At 35.9% G+C, this 25,029-nt stretch carries 16 protein-coding genes; 1 reads left to right on the forward strand and 15 read right to left on the reverse strand.

Features of this window, described 5'->3' with window-relative positions; translation table 11 throughout:
- Window positions 1-813 precede the first annotated feature (813 nt).
- Together FFWV33_RS17860 and FFWV33_RS17865 are read right to left on the reverse strand one after the other, a co-directional pair.
- The gene (locus tag FFWV33_RS17860; protein ID WP_108742153.1) at window positions 814-2,754 is read right to left on the reverse strand and encodes an FAD-dependent oxidoreductase; all 1,941 of its coding nucleotides are present in this window, start codon (window positions 2,752-2,754) and stop codon (window positions 814-816) included.
- A gap of 166 nt (window positions 2,755-2,920) precedes the next feature.
- Window positions 2,921-4,522 carry a sulfatase gene (locus FFWV33_RS17865; RefSeq protein ID WP_108742154.1) on the reverse strand — a complete coding sequence of 534 codons (1,602 nt, stop codon included), beginning with the start codon at window positions 4,520-4,522 and terminating at the stop codon, window positions 2,921-2,923.
- Window positions 4,523-4,693: 171 nt separating this feature from the next.
- On the opposite strand from FFWV33_RS17865, the gene FFWV33_RS17870 reads away from it, so the two are divergent.
- A complete protein-coding gene (locus FFWV33_RS17870) occupies window positions 4,694-6,310 on the forward strand; it encodes a helix-turn-helix transcriptional regulator (protein ID WP_108742155.1) in 1,617 nt (538 codons plus the stop codon).
- A 561-nt stretch (window positions 6,311-6,871) separates the two neighbouring features.
- Here the strand turns inward: FFWV33_RS17870 and FFWV33_RS17875 are convergent.
- The 13 genes from FFWV33_RS17875 to FFWV33_RS17935 form a co-directional block, all read right to left on the reverse strand.
- Complete coding sequence (locus FFWV33_RS17875; RefSeq protein WP_342748663.1) at window positions 6,872-8,902, reverse strand: glycoside hydrolase family 127 protein; 2,031 nt, start codon at window positions 8,900-8,902, stop codon at window positions 6,872-6,874.
- Between the two features lie 32 nt (window positions 8,903-8,934).
- Window positions 8,935-9,951, reverse strand: coding sequence for an L-rhamnose/proton symporter RhaT (locus FFWV33_RS17880; protein WP_108742156.1), 1,017 nt, complete (start codon window positions 9,949-9,951; stop codon window positions 8,935-8,937).
- A 31-nt stretch (window positions 9,952-9,982) separates the two neighbouring features.
- The gene (locus FFWV33_RS17885; protein WP_108742157.1) at window positions 9,983-11,437 is read right to left on the reverse strand and encodes an NAD-dependent succinate-semialdehyde dehydrogenase; all 1,455 of its coding nucleotides are present in this window, start codon (window positions 11,435-11,437) and stop codon (window positions 9,983-9,985) included.
- Between the two features lie 19 nt (window positions 11,438-11,456).
- Window positions 11,457-12,611 (reverse strand): mandelate racemase/muconate lactonizing enzyme family protein, encoded by a 1,155-nt coding sequence (locus tag FFWV33_RS17890; RefSeq protein WP_108742158.1) that lies wholly within the window; start codon window positions 12,609-12,611, stop codon window positions 11,457-11,459.
- Window positions 12,612-12,743: 132 nt separating this feature from the next.
- Window positions 12,744-13,382 carry a bifunctional 4-hydroxy-2-oxoglutarate aldolase/2-dehydro-3-deoxy-phosphogluconate aldolase gene (locus FFWV33_RS17895; RefSeq protein WP_108742159.1) on the reverse strand — a complete coding sequence of 213 codons (639 nt, stop codon included), beginning with the start codon at window positions 13,380-13,382 and terminating at the stop codon, window positions 12,744-12,746.
- Window positions 13,383-13,395: 13 nt separating this feature from the next.
- The gene (locus FFWV33_RS17900) at window positions 13,396-14,352 is read right to left on the reverse strand and encodes a 2-dehydro-3-deoxygalactonokinase (protein WP_108742160.1); all 957 of its coding nucleotides are present in this window, start codon (window positions 14,350-14,352) and stop codon (window positions 13,396-13,398) included.
- A gap of 219 nt (window positions 14,353-14,571) precedes the next feature.
- The gene (locus FFWV33_RS17905) at window positions 14,572-17,805 is read right to left on the reverse strand and encodes a glycoside hydrolase family 2 TIM barrel-domain containing protein (protein ID WP_108742161.1); all 3,234 of its coding nucleotides are present in this window, start codon (window positions 17,803-17,805) and stop codon (window positions 14,572-14,574) included.
- A 371-nt stretch (window positions 17,806-18,176) separates the two neighbouring features.
- A complete protein-coding gene (locus FFWV33_RS17910) occupies window positions 18,177-18,533 on the reverse strand; it encodes a hypothetical protein (RefSeq protein WP_211316278.1) in 357 nt (118 codons plus the stop codon).
- Between the two features lie 28 nt (window positions 18,534-18,561).
- A complete protein-coding gene (locus tag FFWV33_RS17915; RefSeq protein ID WP_108742163.1) occupies window positions 18,562-19,554 on the reverse strand; it encodes a family 16 glycosylhydrolase in 993 nt (330 codons plus the stop codon).
- Window positions 19,555-19,556: 2 nt separating this feature from the next.
- The gene (locus FFWV33_RS17920) at window positions 19,557-19,877 is read right to left on the reverse strand and encodes a VOC family protein (RefSeq protein ID WP_108742164.1); all 321 of its coding nucleotides are present in this window, start codon (window positions 19,875-19,877) and stop codon (window positions 19,557-19,559) included.
- A 21-nt stretch (window positions 19,878-19,898) separates the two neighbouring features.
- The gene (locus FFWV33_RS17925; RefSeq protein WP_108742165.1) at window positions 19,899-21,347 is read right to left on the reverse strand and encodes an arylsulfatase B; all 1,449 of its coding nucleotides are present in this window, start codon (window positions 21,345-21,347) and stop codon (window positions 19,899-19,901) included.
- A 221-nt stretch (window positions 21,348-21,568) separates the two neighbouring features.
- Entirely contained in the window at window positions 21,569-23,509 is a 1,941-nt protein-coding gene (locus FFWV33_RS17930; RefSeq protein WP_108742166.1) for a sulfatase-like hydrolase/transferase, read from the reverse strand.
- A 377-nt stretch (window positions 23,510-23,886) separates the two neighbouring features.
- Window positions 23,887-24,744 (reverse strand): AraC family transcriptional regulator, encoded by an 858-nt coding sequence (locus tag FFWV33_RS17935; RefSeq protein ID WP_108742167.1) that lies wholly within the window; start codon window positions 24,742-24,744, stop codon window positions 23,887-23,889.
- Window positions 24,745-25,029: the final 285 nt, after the last annotated feature.

Consider the following 25,029-nt stretch of genomic DNA (forward strand, 5'->3'; position numbering starts at 1 on the left):
GACTGTTCTGGAATGAAGAGAAATAAAAATAAATTTAAACCCTTTTAATTTCAGACTGTATTAGTTCGTAATTTACATCTAGTCTATGATTCCTATGCAAGTGACACGCCTTTTCTATACGCAAAGAAAGATCTATGAATCTATGTGTTTCAGAAAACTAAGAATAACACCGAACTTCTCAACAAAATAAAAATCAACTTAAATCCTTTCAATTTCAGCCTAAATTCGTCCGTAATTTACATCCTGTCTATGATTTCTCTGAAAGTGACACGCCTTTTCTATACGCAAAGAAAATTCTATGAATCTATGTGTTTCAAAAAACCAAGCATAGCAACGAACTTTTCAACAAAATATTAATCAACTTAAACCCTTTCAATTTCATCCCAAATTCGTCCCTAATTTACATCTAGTCTATGATTCCTATGCAAGTGACACACCTTTTTTATACGCAAAGAAAGATCAATGAATCTATGTGTTTCAAAAAACCAAGCATAGCTACGAACTTTTCAACAAAATAAAAATCACCTTAAATCCTTTTAATTTCAGCCTAAATTCGTCCGTAATTTACATCCTGTCTATGATTTCTCTGAAAGTGACACGCCTTTTTTATACGCAAAGAAAGATCTATGAATCTATGTGTTTCAAAAAACTAAGCATAGCAACAAACTTCTCAACAAAATAAAAATCACCTTAAATCCTTTCAATTTCAGCCTACATGCGTTCGTAATTTACGTCTAGTCTATGATTCCTCTGAAAGTGACACGCCTTTTTTATACGCAAAGAAAGATCTATGAATCTATGTGTTTCAAAAAACTAAGCATAGCAACGAACTTCAAACAACTTCACGCTTTTCTTTCCATAAGTTTCTTTCAGTTTTAATCGAATAGCCGTTGTTTTAACGCTATCAAATTTGAACTTAATCAACCGCCTTTTATTATTATCCAAAGTTCCCAATTTAATCCAAGAACCGTTCACTCTTGCTTCCAAATCAACTGCTTTCAGCATTTCTTCTGGAACAGTGTTAGTGTAAATTTTATCATGGCGCTGGTCTTTTCGCATCATAATATTGCGTTTCACATTGGTATCACACTTGATTTCAACCGTGGATAAATCAATCGGATTATCCCACTCCATTTGCAGTTCGGCATTAAGCCCCTCTGATTCCCAATGATGAATTTTATCATTAATATCACGAGACCAACCATCATTCATCAATTTTGCATCACCAGAAATTGTAGAAGAAGCAAAAATTAAACTCGCTTTTTTGGCCAAATCCAAAGGATCATTAGCAGGACGCATCGGAATAAAGGCATCATCTCGCAACAATTGCTCTTGTAATTCATTTATAAATTTATTTGAAATATCACGCGGACTTACGTTTTTCTTTACGCAAATAGTAGCAGCTGTTCCCACCGCTTGTCCCATCAAAGCGCAAGTTGCCATAATACGGGAGGACGAAAGTGCAATATGCGTTTGACTCACGTTACGACCTGCGAACATCAAATTGTCAATGTTTTTGGAATACAAAGAACGAAAAGGCACTTCATAAATTTCATCAAAATGTGCATGAAAATAACTTGGCGGCTCCGATGGATTTTCTATTCCACCCGGATTGTGCTCGTCTAGCGACCAACCTCCAAAAGCAATGGCATCTTCAAAATGTTTGTGTCCTGTCATATCTGTTTCCGACATAATATAATCACCTATAAAACGACGAGACTCTCTACGACCAGGCAAATTCCCGACCCAATCCAATGCATAATTTGCAGCTTCAGGATGATTTCCGGAGTTTTTAATATAATCCCAAACACCGTGTAAATAGCCCATTAATTTATGGCGATTAATTTCTTGTTCGGCTATAATGTCGTGCTCACTTCCTACTTCGACCCACCAAATCCCTTCATCAAAACCTTTGATATATCTTTTTTTATGTGCTATTTCGGCTTTGTATCGAATGGCGTATGACGGTGCAGTGTATGGCATTGGTTTGCCCATATCTTTGGAAGACATCAATATCGAAGCTCCCATCTGCCAACCATCAGCTACTTTTGGAGCATATTTCTCCCCAAATTCAGATGCTGCTTCACGACCAGTACGATATTCTGCACCAGCAGTTGCAGCCAACAAACCATCACCAGAACAATCAATAAAAATGGGTGCTTTGATGGTAATCTCCGTTTCGGTATTGGATTGCCAGCAACGAGCACTTTTTATCTTATTTCCAGACATTTTTGCCTCTACCGCTTGGGTGTTGAGCATCAATTCTAAATTGGGTTCTCGTACCACAAAATCATACATTACATGATCAAAAACAGGAAACGAAGCTTGCGCATTATCAAAACGATTGAGTAATAACAATTCTTCTATAATTCCGGTTTCACGTTCGGGTAACCCACCCTTAAGATGATTTACACCGTTTAAATGCACACGAATCTCACTAGAAGCATTCCCTCCCAAAACCGAACGGTCTTGCACCAAAACCGTTTTAGCTCCGTTTCGAGCGGCAGCCACCGCCGCACAAATACCGGCAGCACCACCGCCTAGAACGGCAACATCAAATTCTTTGGTGATTTTACGTTGGGGTTTTATTTTTTTTCCACTTGCTACTTCTAGCCAATTGTCTTTTTTTCTATCGCCTAAATCATCTACTTGCAATGGGCTTTCTGTCGGAGTTGCACTAACTCCCAGCGGAATTAATGCCGCTGCTGCAATAGCACCTTGTGTTCCTTTGGTTAAAAAATCTCTTCTTTTCATAATTGTAGTTTGGTTAATTTATTTTATGATTGCTCGCTATGTAAACCAAAAAAAATGTCACGCTGATTTAGCTGATTTTAGCAGATCAGTTAACCTTGATTCTGCAGATACCTGCAAAATCTACGTGCCTTGTATAATTGTAGGTCTAGTAACGGATATTCAGTTTTTATTTAGCTTGGTTTCCTTTCCAACCTTTTTCAAATTGTTTCAAAAGTTGGTTTACTTCTTTAGGATTTGCAGAAGCAATATTGACTGTTTCTGTTGGATCTTTTTTATGGTCGTACAATTCTACATACAAGGGTTTTTCTTTGGGATGCTTCGTGTCCTTCCAAACAATTAATCGGTAGCGTTGGGTTCTCATAGTGTAGCCCATTAAATCATTTTCGAATAAATCTCTATTCCATTTTTCTTTTTGCTGATCAATTATTCTTTGTTCTACTTTTTCGATTAAAGGCTCAAAAAAAGTCTCGCGCATTCCGTCACGCAAAGGATAGGCGCCCCATTCGCGTAAAGCGGGATCGGGAAACTGACTAAAAGCAGCCGCTTTCCATTTTTTATTCGGTTGTTTGAGCAGGGGAACAAAACTTTGTCCTTCTACATGTTTTGGCGTTTCAATACCAGCCAATTCACACAAAGTTGGGTACATATCTACTAATTCAACCAATGCTTCTGAGGTTTTTCCTCGACTTCCTTTCGGCATATCCGGCGTCCAAATCATTAGCGGTACTCTAGTGGCAATTTCATAATCGGTTGCTTTTCCCCAAATACCCATTTCGCCCAAATGCCAACCATGGTCACTCCAGACAATGATAATGGTGTTATCACGAACACCTGCATCTTCTAATGCACCAATCATCTTTCCGATTTGCGCATCGACATAACTCACACAGGCTAGGTAAGCATGTTTTAATTTGATAGCTTGTTCCGGACTTATATCTCCTTCTTTCGGAATATCATAACGGGTTCTTAGTTCAAAAGAAGCATGCAAACCCATAGTAGCACCATCTTTTGGTCCGTTAACTTGCGTACTCAGATGAATGTTTTTTTCATCATACAAATCCCAGTATTTCTTAGGAGCAGTCCAATTCAAGTGCGGCTTATGAAAACCCAATCCTAAAAAGAAAGGTTTATCTTTGTTCTTAACTAGCTCTTTTAACTGTCCGATAGCTAGATTGGTATTAAATCCATCTCCATAACCATCATCTGGAACATCCGCAAACTCATAAGCAGGACCACTACCCAAACCTAATTTCGCTTGGGCGCCATACTTTATAGTCATGTCTTTAAGATTTTTTTTGGACAGCGCTATGTTTTCAGCCAACTGATAACCACCTGGTCCTCTTTCTTTGCTTGAAGGAATACTCCACGATAGTTGATCGTCTAGATCGCCGTGATGAAATATTTTACCAAAATAAACAGTTTCGTATCCATTGTTCTTAAATTGCTGTGGAAGCGTAATCACATCGGGATTCGCTTCCCTGAATTTAATATAATTATGAAAAACACCACTCGTTTCAGGTCGGTAACCTGTTAATAGACTTGCTCGAGAAGGCCCACAAATAGCTTGCTGACAATACGCTTTATTAAACAATAAACCTTGAGATGCTAAATGATCTAAATTTGGACTAATGGCCTCATCAGATCCATAACAACCTAACTCTGGTCGGAGGTCATCTATACCTATAAATAAGATATTAGGTTTTTGCTGCGCTTTAACTGAAAGAAAGGAGCAACTTAAAAAAGAAAATACTAAAACAGCTAATTTCATTTTGGTTCAAATTTAAAATCATAGTTATTGAGTTACAAAGCTACTCTCAACATGACAAACTTTATAAAAAATCGGCTTACAAAAACTTAACATCAATCAATTTTAAGGTAAAAAATTATTAACCTATTACTTATTTTGTACATTCGTAATATAACTAACAAACCCTTATTTATGAAGACCTTAAGTAATGTTAAAACTCCATATACCTCTCTCTATATTACTTTACTCCTCATCATTACCAACCTTACATGGTTAAATGCACAGCAATTTAAAAGTTATACTGCAGAAGGATTAATTAGTTATCAGTCGAATCCAAAAAATGCGATTGATTTACTAAAAAAGAAAAATAAAGAAGCACTTATAAAGAAAGATACTAGCCTTATCATTAAAACTTTAATTTCATTAAGTGCTGCGGATCGAGCAGGTTTAGCCTACAGAGATTCTTTTGTCAATTCTGGTGAAGCATTGTTTATGGCCCAGGAATTTAAAAATCCTTTATTGATTGCAAAAGCACATGAAGAATTTGGAACCCTCCACTTTCTTTTTAAACAAGATGATGAGGCTGGTGAACACTTTAAACAAGCACATGCTTATTATTCTAAAGTTAACTTGAAAGGCGCTGCTAGTTACGCTCAATTGTATCGCTCGCATTACAACTTAGCGATGTATTATCAGCGAATAAAAAATGTATCAGAACTAAAAAAACAAGTAGCCTTTTGTGAATCTCTTGCTGAAAAATTTAAAATTGATCCTATTTACAAAGTATATTTAGATGAAAAAGTAGTTTCTGAACATGAATTTGATTCCCAATTTAAAGAAGCTCTGGATTTATTATTGAATATCTGCAACCGCATGGAAAATTTGAAAGCCAACGGAAACCTAAGCGCTACAGACAATAGCTTTTTTATGATTTTGTATTGTAGGACGGCTATTAATTATGAGCGCCAAAACAACTATTCGGCAGCAAAAAGTTATTTCGAAAAAGCATTACAGATTAAAGACAGCAATGGTGAGAACACCTTTTACCGCTCTTTTATTTTTTTACGTTATGCTGATTTGTTATCTAAAATCAACGATTATAAAAATGCTTATCTTAATTTACAAGAATCCAAATTGATTAATGACACTTATCTTAATCCTCGAAATGAAGACACCCAAGGTTTTTTGACTATTAAAAACAGGTATAAAGATCAGTTACAAAATAAAAATAACCAACTGCGCGATCAAAGTTTAAAAATTGAAAAACAAAATCAGGCTTTATTTCGTTTCCGATTTTTCTTTTTTGGAATTGTTTTGATTGCTATCATTTTAGGATTGATCTTTCGTAGCAAAATGAAAACTATAAAACACGAAAAAGAGGAGGAAATCACCAAAAAGCAAATAGAGCTAAAAAACAAGGAACTGACTGCTAACATGCTTAAATTAATTGAAAAGGAAGAAATTATTCAGACCTTAAAATCGCACCTTGAAAATGCAAACACTGACCACAACACAAAAAAAGTAATTCAGCAGCTCGAAAAAAAATCGGTGAGTTTGTGGGATTCTTTCAATAATCAGTTCATGGAACTAAACGAACATTTCTACGATCGGCTTCAAGAAAAATCTCCAGATTTAAGCGCTGCAGACTTAAAAGTATGCGCTTTGATAAAACTAAACTTTTCGGGCAAAGAGATGGCACATTTATTAGGTATTTCTTTAGGTAGCGTGCATGTTGCTCGCCACCGATTACGCAAAAAAATGAACTTGGAGCGGGATATTAATTTGACTAATTTCATTAATTCCATATAGGGTAGTTTGCCACGAAGACAGTAAGGCTCGAAGGTTAAAATTAGCTAGCAGCTTTTTGGGACACGGATTAGAGAAATTGTAGAAATTTTCAATAATAAAAATCAGTCATTAGATCATTGCGCTAAATCGCATTTTACACACGTCAGTTCGAGTGCTTTTGTCTCCAAATGCGATAGCTTTTGGAGATAGAAGTGTATCGAGAACTTTTGTGGAAACAAAATGACTTATCGATACATTTTTATTCCCTTTCACTACATAAAAAAACTCACATTGGCGCCTTCAATAATAGTCTATGCTCACATTCTAACTATGTGCCCTATGAAAGTGGCACGCCTTCTTTGTGCGCAAAGAAAAATCTGTAAATCTATGTGTTTCAAAAACACAGTTCTTCTTTTTTTTTGCTTGAGGGATAGTCCCGAAGCTTCGGGAGCCGACCCGTCCCCGATAATTATCGGGCTTACGCAGGGTCACGCCCAAAATAGTATAAGCCTATGCCAAAAAAAAACGTTGACAGTATTGCTACTATCAACGTTTTAAAAGTTAAACCAACTTTAAAAAATTTTATTTCCAGATAATTGGTAAGAAAACTGTCATTTCAGAATCACCTCTGTTTGACCATGCGTAATACGGTACAAGTTGTACTTTGGCAGATTCCAAAACTGGTTTTGCAACGGCTTGATACATTGCATCTGTTTTTTTGTCTTTTCGAATCATCATATCTGTAGAAATTGCTGTAACACCACCTAAGAAATCAGGACGGTATTTTACGTCAAATTTAGAATCACCAGAAAGATAAACATCAAGAATACTAGCTCCTTTTGGTAAATCTGAAGATTCAGCACAGTATACCACTGGTCCTCTTTTTACCGCTACTTGGTTGCGTACTTCTTCGATGCGTCCGTTTCCTTCCATGTATTTTACTTCCATTGGCATTTCAAGAGTTACGATATCTCCTTTTTTCCATTTTCTGTTAACTACAGCAAACTCACCTGCCACAATAGTAACTCCAGCGTCAGCTCCGTTTACCATTAATGTACTTCCTTTGGCCCAGTTTGGAATTCTGAACATCATATCGAATGCCTCTTTTTTACATTCGTTAATAGTTACTTTCACGTTTCCATCCCAAGGGTAATTTGATACTTGTTCTAGTTTTAATTTAGAACCATCTACCAATTTAGTATCCAAAATGTTTCCACCATATAAATTCACAGAAACACCATTATTAGACAAACTATATGCCCATCCTGATACTTGTGCAATGGTACGCACTAAGTTTGGAGGACAACAGAAACACTCTAAGTACGATTGACGTGTTGGGTATTCTGTATTCATTTTAGAATAATCTCTGGATCCGTGAATCTTACGTAATGGATTTGAATAATAGTATTTATCTCCTTCAAGGTTGATTCCAGAAAGTGCACTATTGAACAATACATTTTCGATAACATCGGCATATTTTGATTTTCCGTTCAGTCCCATCATACGGTAACTGAACATTGAGTTACAAATATTAGCACAAGTTTCGTTGTAAGCCGTCATGTTTGGCATCATGTATTCATCGATGAAACCTTCTTCAATCATTTGTCTGTTTGTAGAAGCTCCGTAGTGTGTTTGTCCTACTGCTCCTGTAACATACATTTTCTTTTCTGTAACATTTTCCCAAAGTCTGTCTAATGCATCAACAAGTGATTTCTCACCGGTTTCGGCAGCTACATCAGCAGCACCAGCATAGTAGTACAAAGCCAAAACAGCATGTCCTACAGCCTCATTAGACTCGCGCAAAGGTGTAAACTCTTGCACCATATCTCCTACTGGGTAACCTTTGGTAGTTGAATTTTCTTCGATACCATTATGTCCTCTGCGGTTAATGAATTTTTCTGCTAATTCTAAGTATTTTTTATCCTTTGTAGTTCGGTACAATTCTACTAAACCCATAATTTGAGTTTGGTTGAATCCAAAACGAGCGTATTGCTTTGTGTCTTGAAAAAATACCGAATACAAGTTATCTGCATGTTTAATAGCGATATCCAAAAAGTTTCTTTTTCCTGTAACGCGGTTGTGAATACAAGCACTCGTATACAAGTGACCACTATTGTACATCTCGTGATACTTTCTGTTTTCGAAAGGATCAATTTTGTTATCGCTTAACTGAATTGTAGTTTGCAAATAACCGTTTGGCAATTGTGCTTTTGCAATAATAGCGATGATGTCATCTAATTGTTTTAAGATTTTTGGATCTTTATTTTGTGCATACACATAAGAAGATGCCTCCATCCACTTGTAAAAATCTCCATCATGCCATGCAAAACCTTTGTGCTTTCCTTTTTCAAGACCTGCAGTATATTTGAAGTTATTCAAACCATGACCTACATCTCCCATTAAAACCTCGCCCATATAAGGCAACATTTTTTCTTCACAGATTTTAAATTTATCTGCCCAAAATCCGTATGTCCAATGACAATCGCCAATGTTTATGCTCTTTAATTTTACGTTTGGACTATTTGTATTATCAACGATTCCTTTGTTTTGAGCAAAAGAAATCGATGTCAACAAAATCGCACCAAATGCTATAGCTGTTTTTTTCATTTTCATATCTTATTTTATTTAACAGATTCTTTCGAATCTTATCCGTTTAACGTTCCTGAATAACCTGTGATAACTACGGCGATGATTAATACAAACACACCAAACAACAATATACTAAAAGGCTTTTTGGCACCTTCCCATTCGTTGTTCATGTATGCCCAAACATTACCCACAATTAGAGATAATCCAAGCATGATAGGCCAAGCAATAATTTTACCAATATCTCCCATTAAAGTAGCACCTTGACCATATATACCAAGAGCACCAAACCAAAGTAAAGCTGCTACGATAGACCACAAATAGGCTTTGCCAGCATTTGGTGTAGAAAAAGAACTCCAAGTATTATTTTTTGCTAATAAAAACAAAGAATACCCTGCATTTACAACAAATCCACCCCAAAGAACGACAACCCAAATAGCCAAACTACCATTACGCGCAATTGCTCCAGAAGCTTCTGCCAACTTACCGATAGATTCTCCTTTACCAAAACCAATTGCCAAAGCAGCAGATAAAAGACCACTTAAAACGGCGATTATCAATCCAGTAGGAAGATTTACTTTCTCTGTATTTTCGTCTGCATGTGACATTTTATCTTTTTGAATTCCTGCGTAGGCTGTGATAGCAATTGCTACCAACATAACAAGGACTCCAACAATAATGTAAGGAAAAGAAGGTTTCTCTGTTTCTCCAGCGTTCATAAACAACGGAATCAAAGCTCCAGCTGCCGAACAAACTCCCATAACAATTCCGTAAGTCAATGAGATCCCGATATAAGGTACACTTTTCCCAAAAAGAATACCACCTATACCCCACAATCCACCATAAATCATGGCTTCAATAATCACGTCTGTTGGTGCACTTGTCACCACATCAAACAAATTTGGCACCACCATATACGCCCATGCGGTAGGTAATAGAATTAGTGCAAAAGTAGAGTGAACAAGCCACCAAGCTTCCCACTTAAGAGGAGCCATAAACTTCATTCCCAATCCAAAAGAACCTTGAAAAATACTTGCAAAAATCACAAGTAAAAAAGCCAACGTTACTGTATCCATTTTATATTAGTTAGTTAATAGTTAATTGTAATTAAAGTGCGGTTGACACTCTTTTCTTTACCAAATAATCGTCAAGTGCTAAATGTGAACAGTCGTGTCCGATACCACTATTTTTGATTCCTCCATGAGGCAAGTAGATGGCATATTTCACGCCGTTGATCTGAATTTCTCCAAAATCTAAATCCTCTGTAAAACGTTGGATTCTTTTATGGTTATTTGTAAAAATGTAAGAAGCCAATCCGTATTCGGTATCGTTTGCCATTTCTAAAACTTCGTCATCGGATTCAAAAGACATAATACCAGCAACGGGTCCAAAAGTTTCTTCTCTAAACAAACGACAATCGGTTGTGATTCCAGAAACTACAGTTGGCTCCATCCAGTTTCCATTTTCTGGCAAACCAGCAGGTATATTTCCTCCGTACTCTAATTTCGCTCCTTTGCTTACAGCATCGGCCACTAAATCAAACATTCTGTTTCTAGCTCTTCTATCTACTACAGGCCCCATATCAACGGTTTCATTAGGATCAATACTAAACCCTAATTTAATTTTTGAAGCTCTATCAATATAAGCTGCCAAGAATTTATCGTAGATATTCTTGTGTACAAAAATTCTGTTTGCAGCAACACAAATTTGTCCTGAGTTACCAAATTTTAATCCAATTGCTAAGTTCAAAGCCGTATCAAAATCAGCATCTTCAAAAACAATAAAAGGTGCATTTCCACCCAATTCCATTCCTAATTTTTTGATTGATGTTGTACTGTCTGCAATGATTTTCTTCCCAGTTGCTGTAGAACCAATCATGGTCAAAACAGCAGGGATTGTACTAGTTGTCATTGTTGTAGCCACCTCTGCAGATGGACCAGCCAAAATATTGACAACACCAGCAGGAAAATCGATACTGTGTAGTATTTCACCAAGGATATAACTTGACAAAGGCGACATTTCAGACGGTTTGATAATCAATGAACATCCAGCTGCCAATGCAGGTCCGATTTTGAAACCAACATTCAATAATGGAAAATTCCAAGCCAAGTAAGCCACGGCTACACCTGCCGCCTGCTCGACCATCTTATGTGTGTGAGTGTGCTCGTAATCAGGAATTTGCTCTTCTCTGCGGTTTTTCATTGCTGCAGGATACCATTCTAGTGCATTTGTAATTGCCTCAATATCTTCTGCAGATCCAGCATAGGTTTTACCCATTTCGTGAACCATAGCCGAACGTAATTCTGCTTCTCTTTCGAAAATAGCAGTTCTTAATTTGGTCATCCAAGCTGTTCTTTCAGCCAAAGATAATTTCGACCAAAATTTAAATCCTTTTTGTGCAGCGATCAATGCTTTTTCAGCATCTGCTTTTCCTGCTAAGGCAACTTGAGCGATAGATTCTCCAGTAGCTGGACAAATCACTGCTGCTTTTTCACCACTAACAGAATCAACTAATTGACCGTCAATGTATAATTTTTTATATCCGAAATCTTGTGTATTCATGGTAATTGTAATTTGATAATTATAGTACTAACTTAACACTATCCTTTGAAACAGCGTAGGCTCTCAGAACATCTTCATCCACATCTATTCCTAAACCTGGACGATTAGGGACCTCAATATAGCCATCTTTCATAACTATAGATGGGAAAGTTAATTTTTCTCGAAGACCATTTTCAGTCTGATCATATTCCATCAAGAAATTTGGTCGGTACATTCTACCCGGTATACTTTCCAAATTGGCAATAAAATGAAGTGCCACATGAATACCAATAGCTGTACCCCAGGTATGAGGAATAATATCTACTCCGTTTGCACTTGCTAACGCTGAAATACGTTTGGCCTCAGTCAATCCTCCACTAGAACAAATATCTGGTTGCAAAATATCAACCGATTTATTTTGTATCAATTGTTGAAATCCAAAACGCAAATATTCACATTCTCCTCCAGAAATCGGAATCGAAGTTTTTTGTCTTAATTCATTGTATTGACTATAAAATTCTGGCGAGATCGGTTCTTCAAACCAAGCAATATCATAAGGTTCAATCAAACGACACAATTCTATTGCTTCTCTTAATGTGTAAGCGTGATTAGAATCGACCATCAGTTGAATATCTGGTCCAATGATTTCACGCATCTTTTTAACGTTGGCGACATCAGCTTTGATACCTAATCCTACTTTCATCTTCATTGCTTTGAAGCCTTGAGAGATATACAACCTCGCTTCTGCTTCAAAGTCCTTGGATGGATTTTCATGACAGGTAAAATACAATCCTGTTGCATAAGGCTGAATCTTAGTTCTATGAGCTCCACCTAACAAAGTAGAAACAGATTGTCCTAAAATTTTTCCTTTTAAATCCCAAATTGCAATATCAATAGCACTCATCGATGCTACTAATATTCCTCTTCGAGCATAGTCCAAAGTTCTACGGTACATTCCGTTCCAAATAACTTCGTTTTCAAGTGGGTTTTGACCAATAACCATTGGTTTCAAAAACTCAATCCCAGCTTCCAAAATAGTAGCTGGTCCGTAACCTTCTCCCCAACCATGTGTCCCGTCTGAACAGGTAATTTTAACTACGCAAATACTTCTTTCTGCATATTCCCATTGCGAAAAGAAAAAGCTTTGTGAAAGCGTATCTTTTAAAACAAAGGTTTCAATTTTTTCAATTTTCATCTTCTTATTTGGTTTAAAAAGCAACTAGAATGCTGCTCCTATTTGAGTTTAGTTTCTTGTTTAATTGGCCGTATAAAGTTAATTTTTTAATGGGTTATTAGCAGCACTAACTTACCCTAAATCAAGTACATGTTACCTGATTGCGTTTACCTTATCACTTATGGCTTTAAAGTGCGCATATAGTCCTTCGTAATTTTTTGATTCAATAAGTTTTTTATCGAATAATGATCCGCCCATTCCTACTCCAATTGCTCCTGCTTGAAAAAAAGATTGAATGTTGTGAACATCAACGCCACCCGTAGGTAATAATTTTATTGTATTTAATGGACCCAAAATATCTTTTACATATCCTGCTCCCAATTGTGTTGCTGGAAAAATCTTCACAGCAGTAGCTCCCAATTTATTTGCATTGTAAATTTCTAAGGGTGTAAAAGCACCGGGAAATATCGGAATGTTACGCTCATTACAATAATTCATAACATCTACATCCATGATTGGAGTCACGATAAATGTTGCTCCCGCATCCAAGGCCATCATTAAATCGGCCATAGTACAAACGGTACCTGCTCCAACATTGATCTCAGGATGACTCTCAGCTACTGCTTTGATAATCTCACAAGCATTATCCGAGTTCATTGTAATTTCAAGGGTTGTCAATCCTGCTTTTTTATATTGAGGTAATATTTCTTCAATTACTTTCAAAGAAATATTTCTTATAATACCAACAATTGGCATTTTCTCAAACAATTCTGTTTTATAATTTGTTCCCATTTTTAGGTTGTTTTTACAATTGATTTTTTAAAATATTCCATTGTCCTTTTACTACAGACAAATCAACTAAGTTGGCTTGAATAATTTCCGTTTTAGACTCTAAGCCTAATACGCAAATTGCGCTATGATACAACTCAAACAGCTTTCCGCCGGCACACAATTTTATAGAATCACAAGGCAAATCTCTTAAGCTTTGCAATTCTTCTCCGATCAACAAACCACTTAAATAATAGTAGTTTTCAATATTTGTTTTCTCTTTAAATAAGTTATTGGTTCGCACTTTAAAAAGGGTATTCAATAATGATTTTCCCTCCATAGCTTTTTGAACCCCTTCTTCAAAAGCATTCAAAACAGTTTCGTCAAATTCGGTTTTTTCAATCGAAGCTTTCAAAATAGTATACTCAGAGATCACGCTGAAAACTTCACCCGTCATGAAGGTAAAAAAATTGGTTATCTCACCTTTCTCGCAAACTACATGTTTACTATGAGTACCTGGAGTAACAAAAACGACAGAATGATTTTTATCTTCTTCATTTACCAAGCCAATAATTTCGACTTCTTCTCCTCGAATAACATCAGAATCAGATTTGACTCCAGAAATTAAATGAATCATATTCGGAATGATATCAGACCTTATTTTTTCGATATAAAGTGATTTTCCATCTGTTTTGAATGGTAAGCTTGCATAAGGCAATTCTCTTAATCCAATGCTCGAAGAGGCCATTCCTGAAACTACAATGGCAACATCAGAAGTAATCGTATTTGAAAAAAGCGCAAGTTGTTTTTTTAAGAAAGTCAAAAAATAAGTTTCTTTGTCTCCACCACAATTCACCCACTCGTTGTAGATTGTTTTAATCCCTTTTGGAGAGACTACTTCTTCAATAATTTGTAGACTTGGAACTTCTACCAACCTCAAACGCAGGTTTGTAGTTCCCCAATCAACACTCACAAAAGTTTTTATAGTTGCCATTTTTAAATCTGATTAATAGATCCTTACAAATTTAAATGGTCTCTGGAGTATCCTGTATCCCTAATTTACCTAGTACTACCTCATTTTTACCCCAATTGAATCCCGCCATTTTAAACTGAGGTAAAATACAGCTAAAAAAAAAAGATTCAAAATGTAAAAAGCCACTCGATTAACGAATGGCTCTTCACACTTATTTAAACTAAAAACACTTGAACAAAATTATTTTTTTATGGCACTAATATAAAATTCAAAATTATATTTACCTGATTTCAAATCATATTCCGGCAATCTATTTGACAACGTTCCACCTAAAGCCATTTGAACTAAATCTAGATTTAGAGTATAAAAGCCTTGTGGTTTCAAATCATATGGATGTTTTGCTTTGTCAATATTGTCTGCTCCATATTTCCAGATAGAAAAACCAAACAATGGACTTCCGGTAAATTGAAGTCCAGCAGTTCCTTTTTCTTCCTGCAACTTCACCCATCTTGTATCTGTATGATTTCCGTTTTCTTGAGGAAAAATATAGTTATAAAAAATAGCATCTGTTTTGATACTAAACTCATCTACTTCTGCTGCTCTTTTGCGATCAGCATAATTCTCCCATGGTCCATTACCGTAGTAAGTGGTATTTTTCAATTGATCAGAAACCCCCATTGTAACTCCAAAACGAATTAAATTTGGTAATGAAGCCTCTGCATCCATCGTAACACCTACTTTGGTTGTTCCGTCATTTGACAGCGTATAAATTTTATTTAGACTTACTTTTTTATCTACATTCTGTTTCACTACCACTTGAACTCCCTGCTCTTCTTGGGTAACTGTAACCGAATATGTTTTAAGCAAACCATTAACCGTTGACCAAAAGTTTTTTGATTGTGCAAATGGTTTTGCATTTGCACCACGTATATCATTGTCAACTACAGGACGTGTGAAATTTAATTGCAATGGCGCTGCAACTTGCTCAGTACCTTTTATTTTGTACGAAATTAAATTTCCGCTTTCTTTAGCAATTACGACTTGAACCTCTTTAGCATTAAGACGCACCTCTGCAGCCGTTTCTTCATAAGATATTTTTTCTTTCGAAGCATTTACCACCGCTACCACTGTCTTTTTCGGCTGTAATTCGATTTGGTTTTTAGCTATCTCAAAACCTTTTTCTGCCCATAAACGATTTGTTTTCTCGTGCATACTCATTCGGATCCAGTAATCAGAACGGTCGTCAAACTTGTTATTTTTGATTGGTAACTTAACGGTTTTTGCTGCTCCTGCTTCCAACTCCATTGTTGGTAAAACGCCAGATTGAATTACTTTACCGTTTTCTGAAACTTCCCAACGAATTTCATATTTATCTAAATTTGAAAATGAAAAACGATTAATAATTCTAAATTCTGATTGCTGAATATTGGCAGCTTCAAAAACTACAGGTTGAAAAACATACTTAGCTTCAAAAGCATGCGGGTTTGGACTTAAATCTGGTGCAAAAACTCCATTGATACAGAAGTTACCATCGTTTGGAACATCTCCAAAATCACCCCCATAAGCATAATATTGTTCACCTTTAGCATTTTTGGCTACAATTCCTTGGTCTTTCATATCCCAAATAAAACCACCAATCAAATTGGGTCTTTTTCGAATTTGATCCCACATATCTGCAATTCCCCCCATTGAGTTCCCCATAGCATGCATGTACTCACACATGATAATTGGTCGAGTGATATGCGCGTTCTCAGACATGTTGACCAATTGCGCCAAATCTGGATACATTCTACTTAAAACATCTACATAGTTTTTATCATCAGGATTAGCATAAGTTGGCCATTTGGTCATTTCATTTGCAGCTCCTTCAAGATAATGTGGATCTTCAGGATCTCCTTGTGCACCTTCATAATGTATGAAACGTGAAGGGTCAAAATCTTTCACCCATCCAGCTGCCGCAGCAAAGGCTGGTCCTGTTCCACTCTCATTCCCTAACGACCATGAAATTATCGAAGGATTATTTTTGTCTCTTTCGACCATACGAATAACTCTAGTCAAAATTGGTGCTGCCCAAGTAGGTTGTTGCGGAATATAACTCCCTAAATGGTGTGCTTCGATATTTGCCTCATCCATTACATACAAACCATACTCATTGCATAACTCATAAAAATAAGGGTCATTTGGATAATGTGACGTACGTACAGCGTTAAAATTAAAACGTTTCAAGGTTTCAACATCTTTTCTTAAGTCTTCATGACTCAATGCTTTCCCCTTGGTTGGGTGATGATCATGTCGATTTACACCCATAATTTTCACTACTTTACCATTGATTAGCAATTCATTTTTCTTGCTGAATTCTACTTTTCGAAAACCTACTTTTTGACTTCTAGCCTCTACAACATCTCCATTTGCATTGGTCACTTTAAATACCAATTTGTACAAATAAGGATCTTCTGCAGACCATTTTCGTGGCGACTTGATAGTTGCCTCCATAAATGCAAATTTGGTAATATCTCTAGCTGGCCATCTTTCTTTATATACCTTTTCAAGATCTACAGAGAGCGGAGTAGGTAATACTTTATTATTATCTGCATCGTATAGTTCTGCCGAAATCTTATACCCTTTTAATTTTGATTCATCTTCTTGCATCCATAAAAGTGGACGGATTTCAAGTTTTGCATCTTGATAATTAACATCTAATTTGGTTCGAACAAAAAAGTCATTCAAGGCAATCTTAGGTTGTGCCATCAAGAACACTTCACGATGAATACCGCTCAAACGCCACATGTCTTGATCCTCCAAATAACTTCCGTCGCTATAACGAAATACCTGTACCGCAAGACGATTTTGACCCGCTTTTAAATATTTAGTCACATCAAATTCTGCTGCTAAACAACTTCCTTGACTGTACCCAACTTTTTCACCGTTTACCCACAAGTAAAACGCAGAAGTTACACCTCCAAAATGCAAAATAACCGATTGTTCTTTCCAGTCTGTTGGCACATCAAAATCCCTGTAATAACTACCAACAGGATTGTCTCTGTAAATTTTTGGAGGCAATGGCGGTTGAGGCCCTCTCCAATCGTATTTTAAATTTCCGTCTAAAATGTTGGGTGTAAATGGATAAACAATATTTGTATAAATTGCTTGACCAAACCCTTTCATTTCCCAGTTTGAGGGAACTTCAATATCTTTCCAATTACTAGTGCCATTGTAATTAGTACCCATAAAATCTGTAGGACGGTCCTCCGATTTATCAACATAGTTGAACTTCCAAATACCATTCAATGATTTAATTCTAGATTTATCACGATTTCCTTCAAGGGCATCTTTTTCATTTTTATACGAATAAGATGGTACGCGCGATTGCATTTTGTTTTTTTCGAAAACCAATTCGTTTTCCCAATCATTTTGAGAAATAACTAACTGCGAAAAAAACAATAAAAAACTAAGAAAAAGGAAACCTCTTTTCATATCTAAAAATTTATAAAATGTATTATAAGACAATATTAAAATATTCTGAACCAAATACCCCACTTTGCAAATAGACTAAAACTGTACAAAACCTAAAAATACAGCTTTACAATTGCTTATTTGTCAAAAAAACTACAACATGTAATGAAAATAGTAAAACATATGATCAGATACAGATCTAATTGAACAAATAATAATGAGTAGCTAACAAAAATAGCACAAAGGAGAAATAATAAACACAAGATAATTATCCTTCATTTAACCAATTTTACCCGTACTGCTAATCAGTCTTAAAACAAAAAACCAGTATTGCTATAACAGCAATACTGGTTTTACCAAATAAAATAAAACTACCTAAATAGGAAAGTGAATTAAATGCTACTTAACTCATCACGCATTCTTTCAAAAAATGGTTTAAGCTCTGCTTGCGTTTTTCCTGTTACTTTTGAAAATTCGGCATTAAACGCACTATTTACCTCGTTCATTTTTCCTTTTTTATCCTCTGCAGAAAGTTCACCGCTTTTGGCTTTTTTCAATACATCCATAAAATTGGTTATATAGGTATTTCTTGCGTCCAAAAGTTCTTTGGATTTTGATGCATCTAGTTTAAACTCGGTTGTTGCAGCATCTACAAAATACTTAATCTTTTTTTCTTGTGTTTTGTTTTGAGCAAATGCTGCTGAAAACGTAACCATCATCATTAATACTAATACAATTTTTTTCATCATTTTTAATTTTAAAGTTAGTTATAGTTAATTATTTTTTCTTTTGCCACACTCGAACATATTCGATTTCAAAGTCGACTACGCCATCGTCTTTTTTTCCTTCTGGACTGTTCAGTTCCAAATCTTCTTTTGTATCTGGAACGCCATGCCACGGAAACGTTTCTTGATCCAACCAGATAGAGATTGGCTTGGTTGCTACATATCCTTTTTCGAAACCCTTATTTTTTGCCCATGCATCAATTTTCTCTTTCGAAGCTTCGGTAAACAATTTTCCATCAATAAAGTATTTGATTCCGTTCTCATCCCATTCTACACCGTAAGTATGAAAAGCATCTGCTACTCTAAAATCTAAGATATGATGCTCAGTGTAAACACTATTTTCGCCTTTAAGTGTCCAATCGTGGATAGACCACCACAATTCTTTATCTAATTTCAACTTATTAGGTTGTCTATGATCACCAAAATGCTCAAACATATCCACTTCCAAACCTTGTCCCATAGCCCAAAAAGCACTTGTAACTTCAGCATCAGCGGCTTTACTTTTGATTTCCATATAACCATATTGAAAAAACTTTCGACCAATCAAACAGGCTGTTGTTAGGTTTTCAAATTTACTTCTGGTTTTATCTTTCCCCCAAGGTTTGTCTGGCTCTTGACTAAAAGGAAAATCAGGTTCCCATCTTGTCTCAAGCATTAATTTTCCATTCTCTAATCGGTAATTATTTCCGGAAAATTGAGAAGGTGCGCGACCGATCCATACTTTTTTGTTTGGAAAATCAGGGTGTTTGTAGACTGGTTTCCCATTTTCGAACTTACCAACTACAAACCACTTATTTTCATCCAAAGTAGGAGCATCAAACTCATCACTTACCTCGGTATTCAAAACCCATTTTCCACTGTTTGTTGGATCAGAAAGTGGCAGTACAGTAGCCGCTACTTTTCCGTTTGGATCCTTAGTACCTGACGTATGAGTGGAACAAGAGAGCATGGCAAGACTTAGACCTACATATATATACTTTTTCATATTTACTCTTTTACCTCCATAAATTCAACTGGTGAACCGTTGTGCACAATAAAAGCTACACGCACTCCCTCACCTGGAGAAAAAGTTTCAACCAAGATCTCTTTACCCTCTAATGCCTCTTCCATATTATCAACCAAATAAGCAACGTGCGGAATCGTACGCATCATTTCTGGCATAGGACTGTCTGCATCAAACTTAACCCATTCTACTCCGTATTCATCTTTGGAAAAGTCTGTAAAGTGAATCTTTCCTGGTTCGTAAAAACCGTCCCAATTTTTTTCTTCTGTAGTCGGAATTCCGATATGGCTAAATGCGTATTTCATAATTCTGTGGTTTTATTAGGGTTAGTTATCTAATTTGAAAGCTTTATCGTAGTTAGGCATATTGGTATCTTTCCACATTTGCTCTACTTTTTTATTGTCATACCACAGCGGTGTAATATGTGACTCACTCCATTTTTGGGTGCGATGTACCATATCTTTTAATACATCAGGATACTGTGCACTAAGATCTTTGGTCTCAGATGGGTCTTTGCGAACGTCAAATAATTTCCATTTATTTTGACCCGCTTTTACAATTTTAAAATCTTCATTTCGAGCACCTACATCAGAGAAGCCGCTTCTATATCGTACTGCGTAAATCAAATCATCTTTGTGCGTATCTTTTCCTGCTAAGAAGTTGGCCCAAATATCTTTACCATCTAAACTTTTAGACTTTGGAATCACTCCTCCTGCTAGATTAGCAAAAGTAGGATAGAAATCCAATGCAGAAACTACATAATCAAATCGCTTTCCTGCCGGTACAACTGATGGCCAGTGAAAAAACATAGGCACTCTATACCCACCTTCATAGGTATCTCCTTTTGTACCTCGCAACGGATAATTGTTGGCAGCATGTTCAATATTCCCTCCGTTATCACTCAAGAAAATAATTAAGGTATTGTCAAATTGTTTGTTCTCCTTTAATGTTTTTACAATTTCACCTACACCTCTATCCACAGCATAAACCATGGCAGCATACGTTCGACGATCTTTGTCTTTTATATTTGCAAAAACTTTCAAATCTTCCTCTTTAGCTTCAAGTGGAACGTGAGGTGCGTTGTACGCTAGGTACATAAAAAAAGGTTTTTGCTTTTGTTTAGCTTCTTTTACAACACGAACTGCTTCTCTTGAAAGTGCATCGGTCATGTACTCCGTTTCTTCGACTTCAGTATTATTATGGAGCAATGGTGTCAGATAAGCATGAATATGTTTGTTGCCATTTTTTACTTGAGCATCATATTGTGCTTTATATTCCGCAGGGAAATATTTATGCCCACCTCCTAAGAAACCATAAAAATAGTCAAAACCTCTGTTGTTTGGCTGAAATTCAGAACCATAACCAAGATGCCACTTCCCTATTGCGCTTGTGTAATATCCTGCATCATGCATCACGTTACTTATGAAATTTTCTTTAACCGGTATTCCGTCTTCCAAGTTCATTCCCACATCAGGTAAATTATACGGAGCACCTATTTCGTGCGGATAACGTCCTGTCATCAAGGCAGTTCTAGAGGGCCCACAAAATGGATGAGCCACATATGCAGAAGAAAAAATCGTACCAGCTTTGGCCAATTTATCCAATTCGGGAGTAATTATATCTTTCGATCCATTAAAACCGACATCTGCATACCCCAAATCATCAGCAAGAATTACTAAAATATTTGGCTTTTTTGACTGAGCAAAAGTTAATGAAGCTGTAAGTAATACTGCTACTACTGCTATCTTTTTTGTATGAAAGAATCTATTTTTCATTTTACTATATAGTTGGTTAGTTTGTTAGCACTTTCCCAATAGATTAATTTTGATCAAGATGCTACCATACAAACTAAAACAAAAAAAAGACTGAGGTACGGTACTATTTTACCTCATTCAAACGTTATCTTAACCTTAACGAACTGTTACCAAGGTAAAATACTGTTAGTCTAAGTATTCGATTACATCAAAAAACTTAAATTTTCTTAATCAAAGTTGATTTATATTTTGATCATTTTCTCAATGGTGGTTTTCCCATCAGCTTTAACTCGAACAATATAGGTACCCGCTGGAAGACTTCGTACATTTATGCGAGGTTTATTTTCATCTGTTCCTTTAACCGTTCTGACGATCGCGCCTGTAGTTGAAATTATTTGGATTTCGACCACACTAATAGGGCTGTTGAAATTTATATTCAAATAATCAGGAGTTGGATTTGGATACAATGTGTAATTCACTTTCTTTAGATCCTCAAGACCTAAAACCAATTCTGGACTTTCGAATAAAGAATCGTATCCTGGCAATGTTCCATCATCCCACATTCCTGAATGAGGATGCCCCACAGGACCATCAGGACCATCTTCGCCATCATTGTCATACCATGCCGGTTTTACATTTTTAAATTCTTTGCACCAAGCCACAGCCTGATCTAGTAATTTTTGAACAATTTGTTCCCCATCTGGCTCTGCTTTTCGAACATCATTGGTTTCTCCAGGATCATTTACAACATTAAACAAACGCCATTTTCCTTTACCCCCTGTTTTAACGATTTTCCAAGGATAAGACATTACAGCTGCATTATGAAAACCATTTTGTGGTCTCATAATATAAGTTGCTTCTCCATTTGGACGTACATCTTCGCCTGCGATAAGTTTATCCATAATATCTTTTCCGTCGATAATTTTACTGTTCGAAAGTGTTCCTCCGGCTAAATTGACGATTGTAGGATATAAATCAAGAGAACTTACTTGGTAATTATAAATAGATGGCGTTGTAATTTTGTTTGGCCAATGAACAAACATGGGTACTTTATGTCCACCTTCTAAAACACTCCCTTTTAAAGCATCAAGAGGAAAGTTAACAGCACCTTTGCTATAGGTGTACCCACCATTATCACTCAAAAATATAATTACAGTATTATTAAAAACAGTAGGGTCCTTTTTTAATTCGGCAACAAGTTTACCTATGTTTGTATCTAGATTGGTAACCATTGTGGCATAAGTGATCCTATCTTGAACAAACTCTTCGATTTTAGCGGCACGAGCATCAGCATCCTTTATTTTTGTGATGGGGTTGGATTCGGTTATATACGTACTGTTTCTAACCAAATTTTCAAAATCAGGATTATTTTGTTTGAAAAGGGCAATTTCGCTTTGCGGAGCCTCAAGAGGGGTATGCGGCGCATTGTAGGCTAGATACATAAAAAACGGATCAGCCTTCAGCTTATTTTGAGCCACATACTGTATAGCATCATTGGTCAACACATCTGTCAAGTAATCTTCGTCACCTACATTACTAAATTCAGCACGATCAACATAGGCTCTATTACGCTGCAACGGATCTTGATATTCGTTTGTTGTTGGGTTACTCCCTCCTAGTCTTCTATAAAAAAGATCTTCATACCCACTTTCAAAATATCCTTTTCCTCCTCCTAAAAAACCAAAAAAGTAATCAAAGCCTTTATCTAGTGGCTGATACAATCCTTCAGCAAATCCTAGATGCCACTTACCAAAAGCAGCAGTATTGTAATTTGCTTCTTGAACTAATGTTGAAAAATAGGTCTCATTTGTTGGAATACCGAGCGTTGAAGTAATGTCGTTTGGCAAATTGTACTGCGCCCCTATCCTGTGTGGATACATACCCGTTAGGATTGCGGCTCTACTTGGGCCACAAAAGGGATGAGCTACGTGAGCATTTTTACAAATAATTCCGTTATTGGCCAAAGCATCGATATTTGGTGTTGGAATTACACCTCGATCAACAGGAAAAGATGCTGTATTGGTAGCCCTATTAAAACCTACATCTCCATACCCCAAATCATCAGCAAGAATGACTATAATATTTGGTTTGGTAGCTTTTGTTTGTGCCGTTTGACCGTAGTTACAAATGGAAAAAAGCAATAAAAAATTAATCTTAAAAATGGTGTGTAATTTTTTTAACATTTTGGTGGTTTTGGTTGTAATTAATAGTTTGCAAGAAAATGAAATACGTAATAAATTATTTATTTTTAGTGGTATCGATTTAGCACCGTCCGACTATGAAATCAATCAGCAATAAATCTAAAAACAAAAGAATAGGCTACAAAAAAGAATAATTAAAATCAATTTAGATTAATAATCTCGCACGGCTATAATCTATAATACAATGCGTTACATTAACTTGTTTTACAAATAAACACTATTATTAAACCAAAACACCCCTACAAATTACCCTTTACAAGCACTATTATAACATATTGCTGTAAAAGGCAAAATCATCAAAATAAAAAAGAGATCCCTTTCGGAATCTCTCAAATTATATATATGATGCTATTTATTGCTTACAAACTGTATTTATAACTTTTGGGTGTACTCCCCATAATTTGCTTGAATTGCTTATTAAAATTGGTAATTGACTTGTACCCTACCATATGGCTCACCTCTGATACCGGTAAATCTTCTTGTACTAAAAGTCTGGAAGCGTTCCGGATACGAACTTCATTTAAAAACTCGGTAAACGATTTATTGGTCATTCTTTTGAAAAAACGACAAAAAGAATTGGTAGTCATACATGCTATATCAGCTACATGTGCTAGGCTAATATAATCGGCATAATTATCTGAGATGAATTTTATCACCGTATCCAATCTACCAGAGTCATCTGTTGCTAATTGACTCATATCTGAAGAGGATAAAACCTCCCGTTCACTCGTTAATGACAACTTACGCAACAAATCAAGTAATTTTATAGACTGTTCAGCTGGTGATAATTCGACTATATCAATCAATTCTGCATGTAAAGCATCACTAATGTTTTTACCAAAGGATACACCAAATTTGGATTGCTCCAATAAATGATTGATACTTGAAAATTCTGGATTATTAAAAGTGCCTTCTCCTAAGAAGTTTTTGGTAAATTTTAAAATAATTGTTTTCACATGTCGATCTTCATCTTCGTCATAATACGAAGGATCGTTACGCCATAGATGTGGCAAAAAAGGACCGACTAATACTAAATCTCCTGGCAAAAAATGAGAAACATTATCCCCTACAAAGCGAACGCCACTACTTTCTGAAATATACAATAATTCGTACTGAGAATGATAATGCCAAAAGGAATCTTTACACGCCACTAATGCAGCTCGAATGTTCAAACGTGCATTAACAAAACTTTCAGTATTTTTTAAAACTAATTTCATACAACAGGTTTCTTTCTATTATAATTGCTTTTAAAGACTTCAATTAAAGTTTTACATCTAGTAGTTCAAGCTTTTCACATTCGAAACAACTCTCAAATCCATTATAACTTTATTGAAAGTATAAAAATACGACATCTATTGCGATTTTTGTACTATAAATTGTTAAAAAAAACAGATTTGATATTTATACCCCTAAATAAAAGAATATATACAACCCAGCTATAGCAAAAAATTGAGGCTATTTCAAATAAACGAAATAGCCTCAACAAACTAACTACAAAAAAA

This window comes from Flavobacterium faecale (genome assembly GCF_003076455.1).
GTDB classification, from domain to species: Bacteria; Bacteroidota; Bacteroidia; order Flavobacteriales; family Flavobacteriaceae; genus Flavobacterium; species Flavobacterium faecale.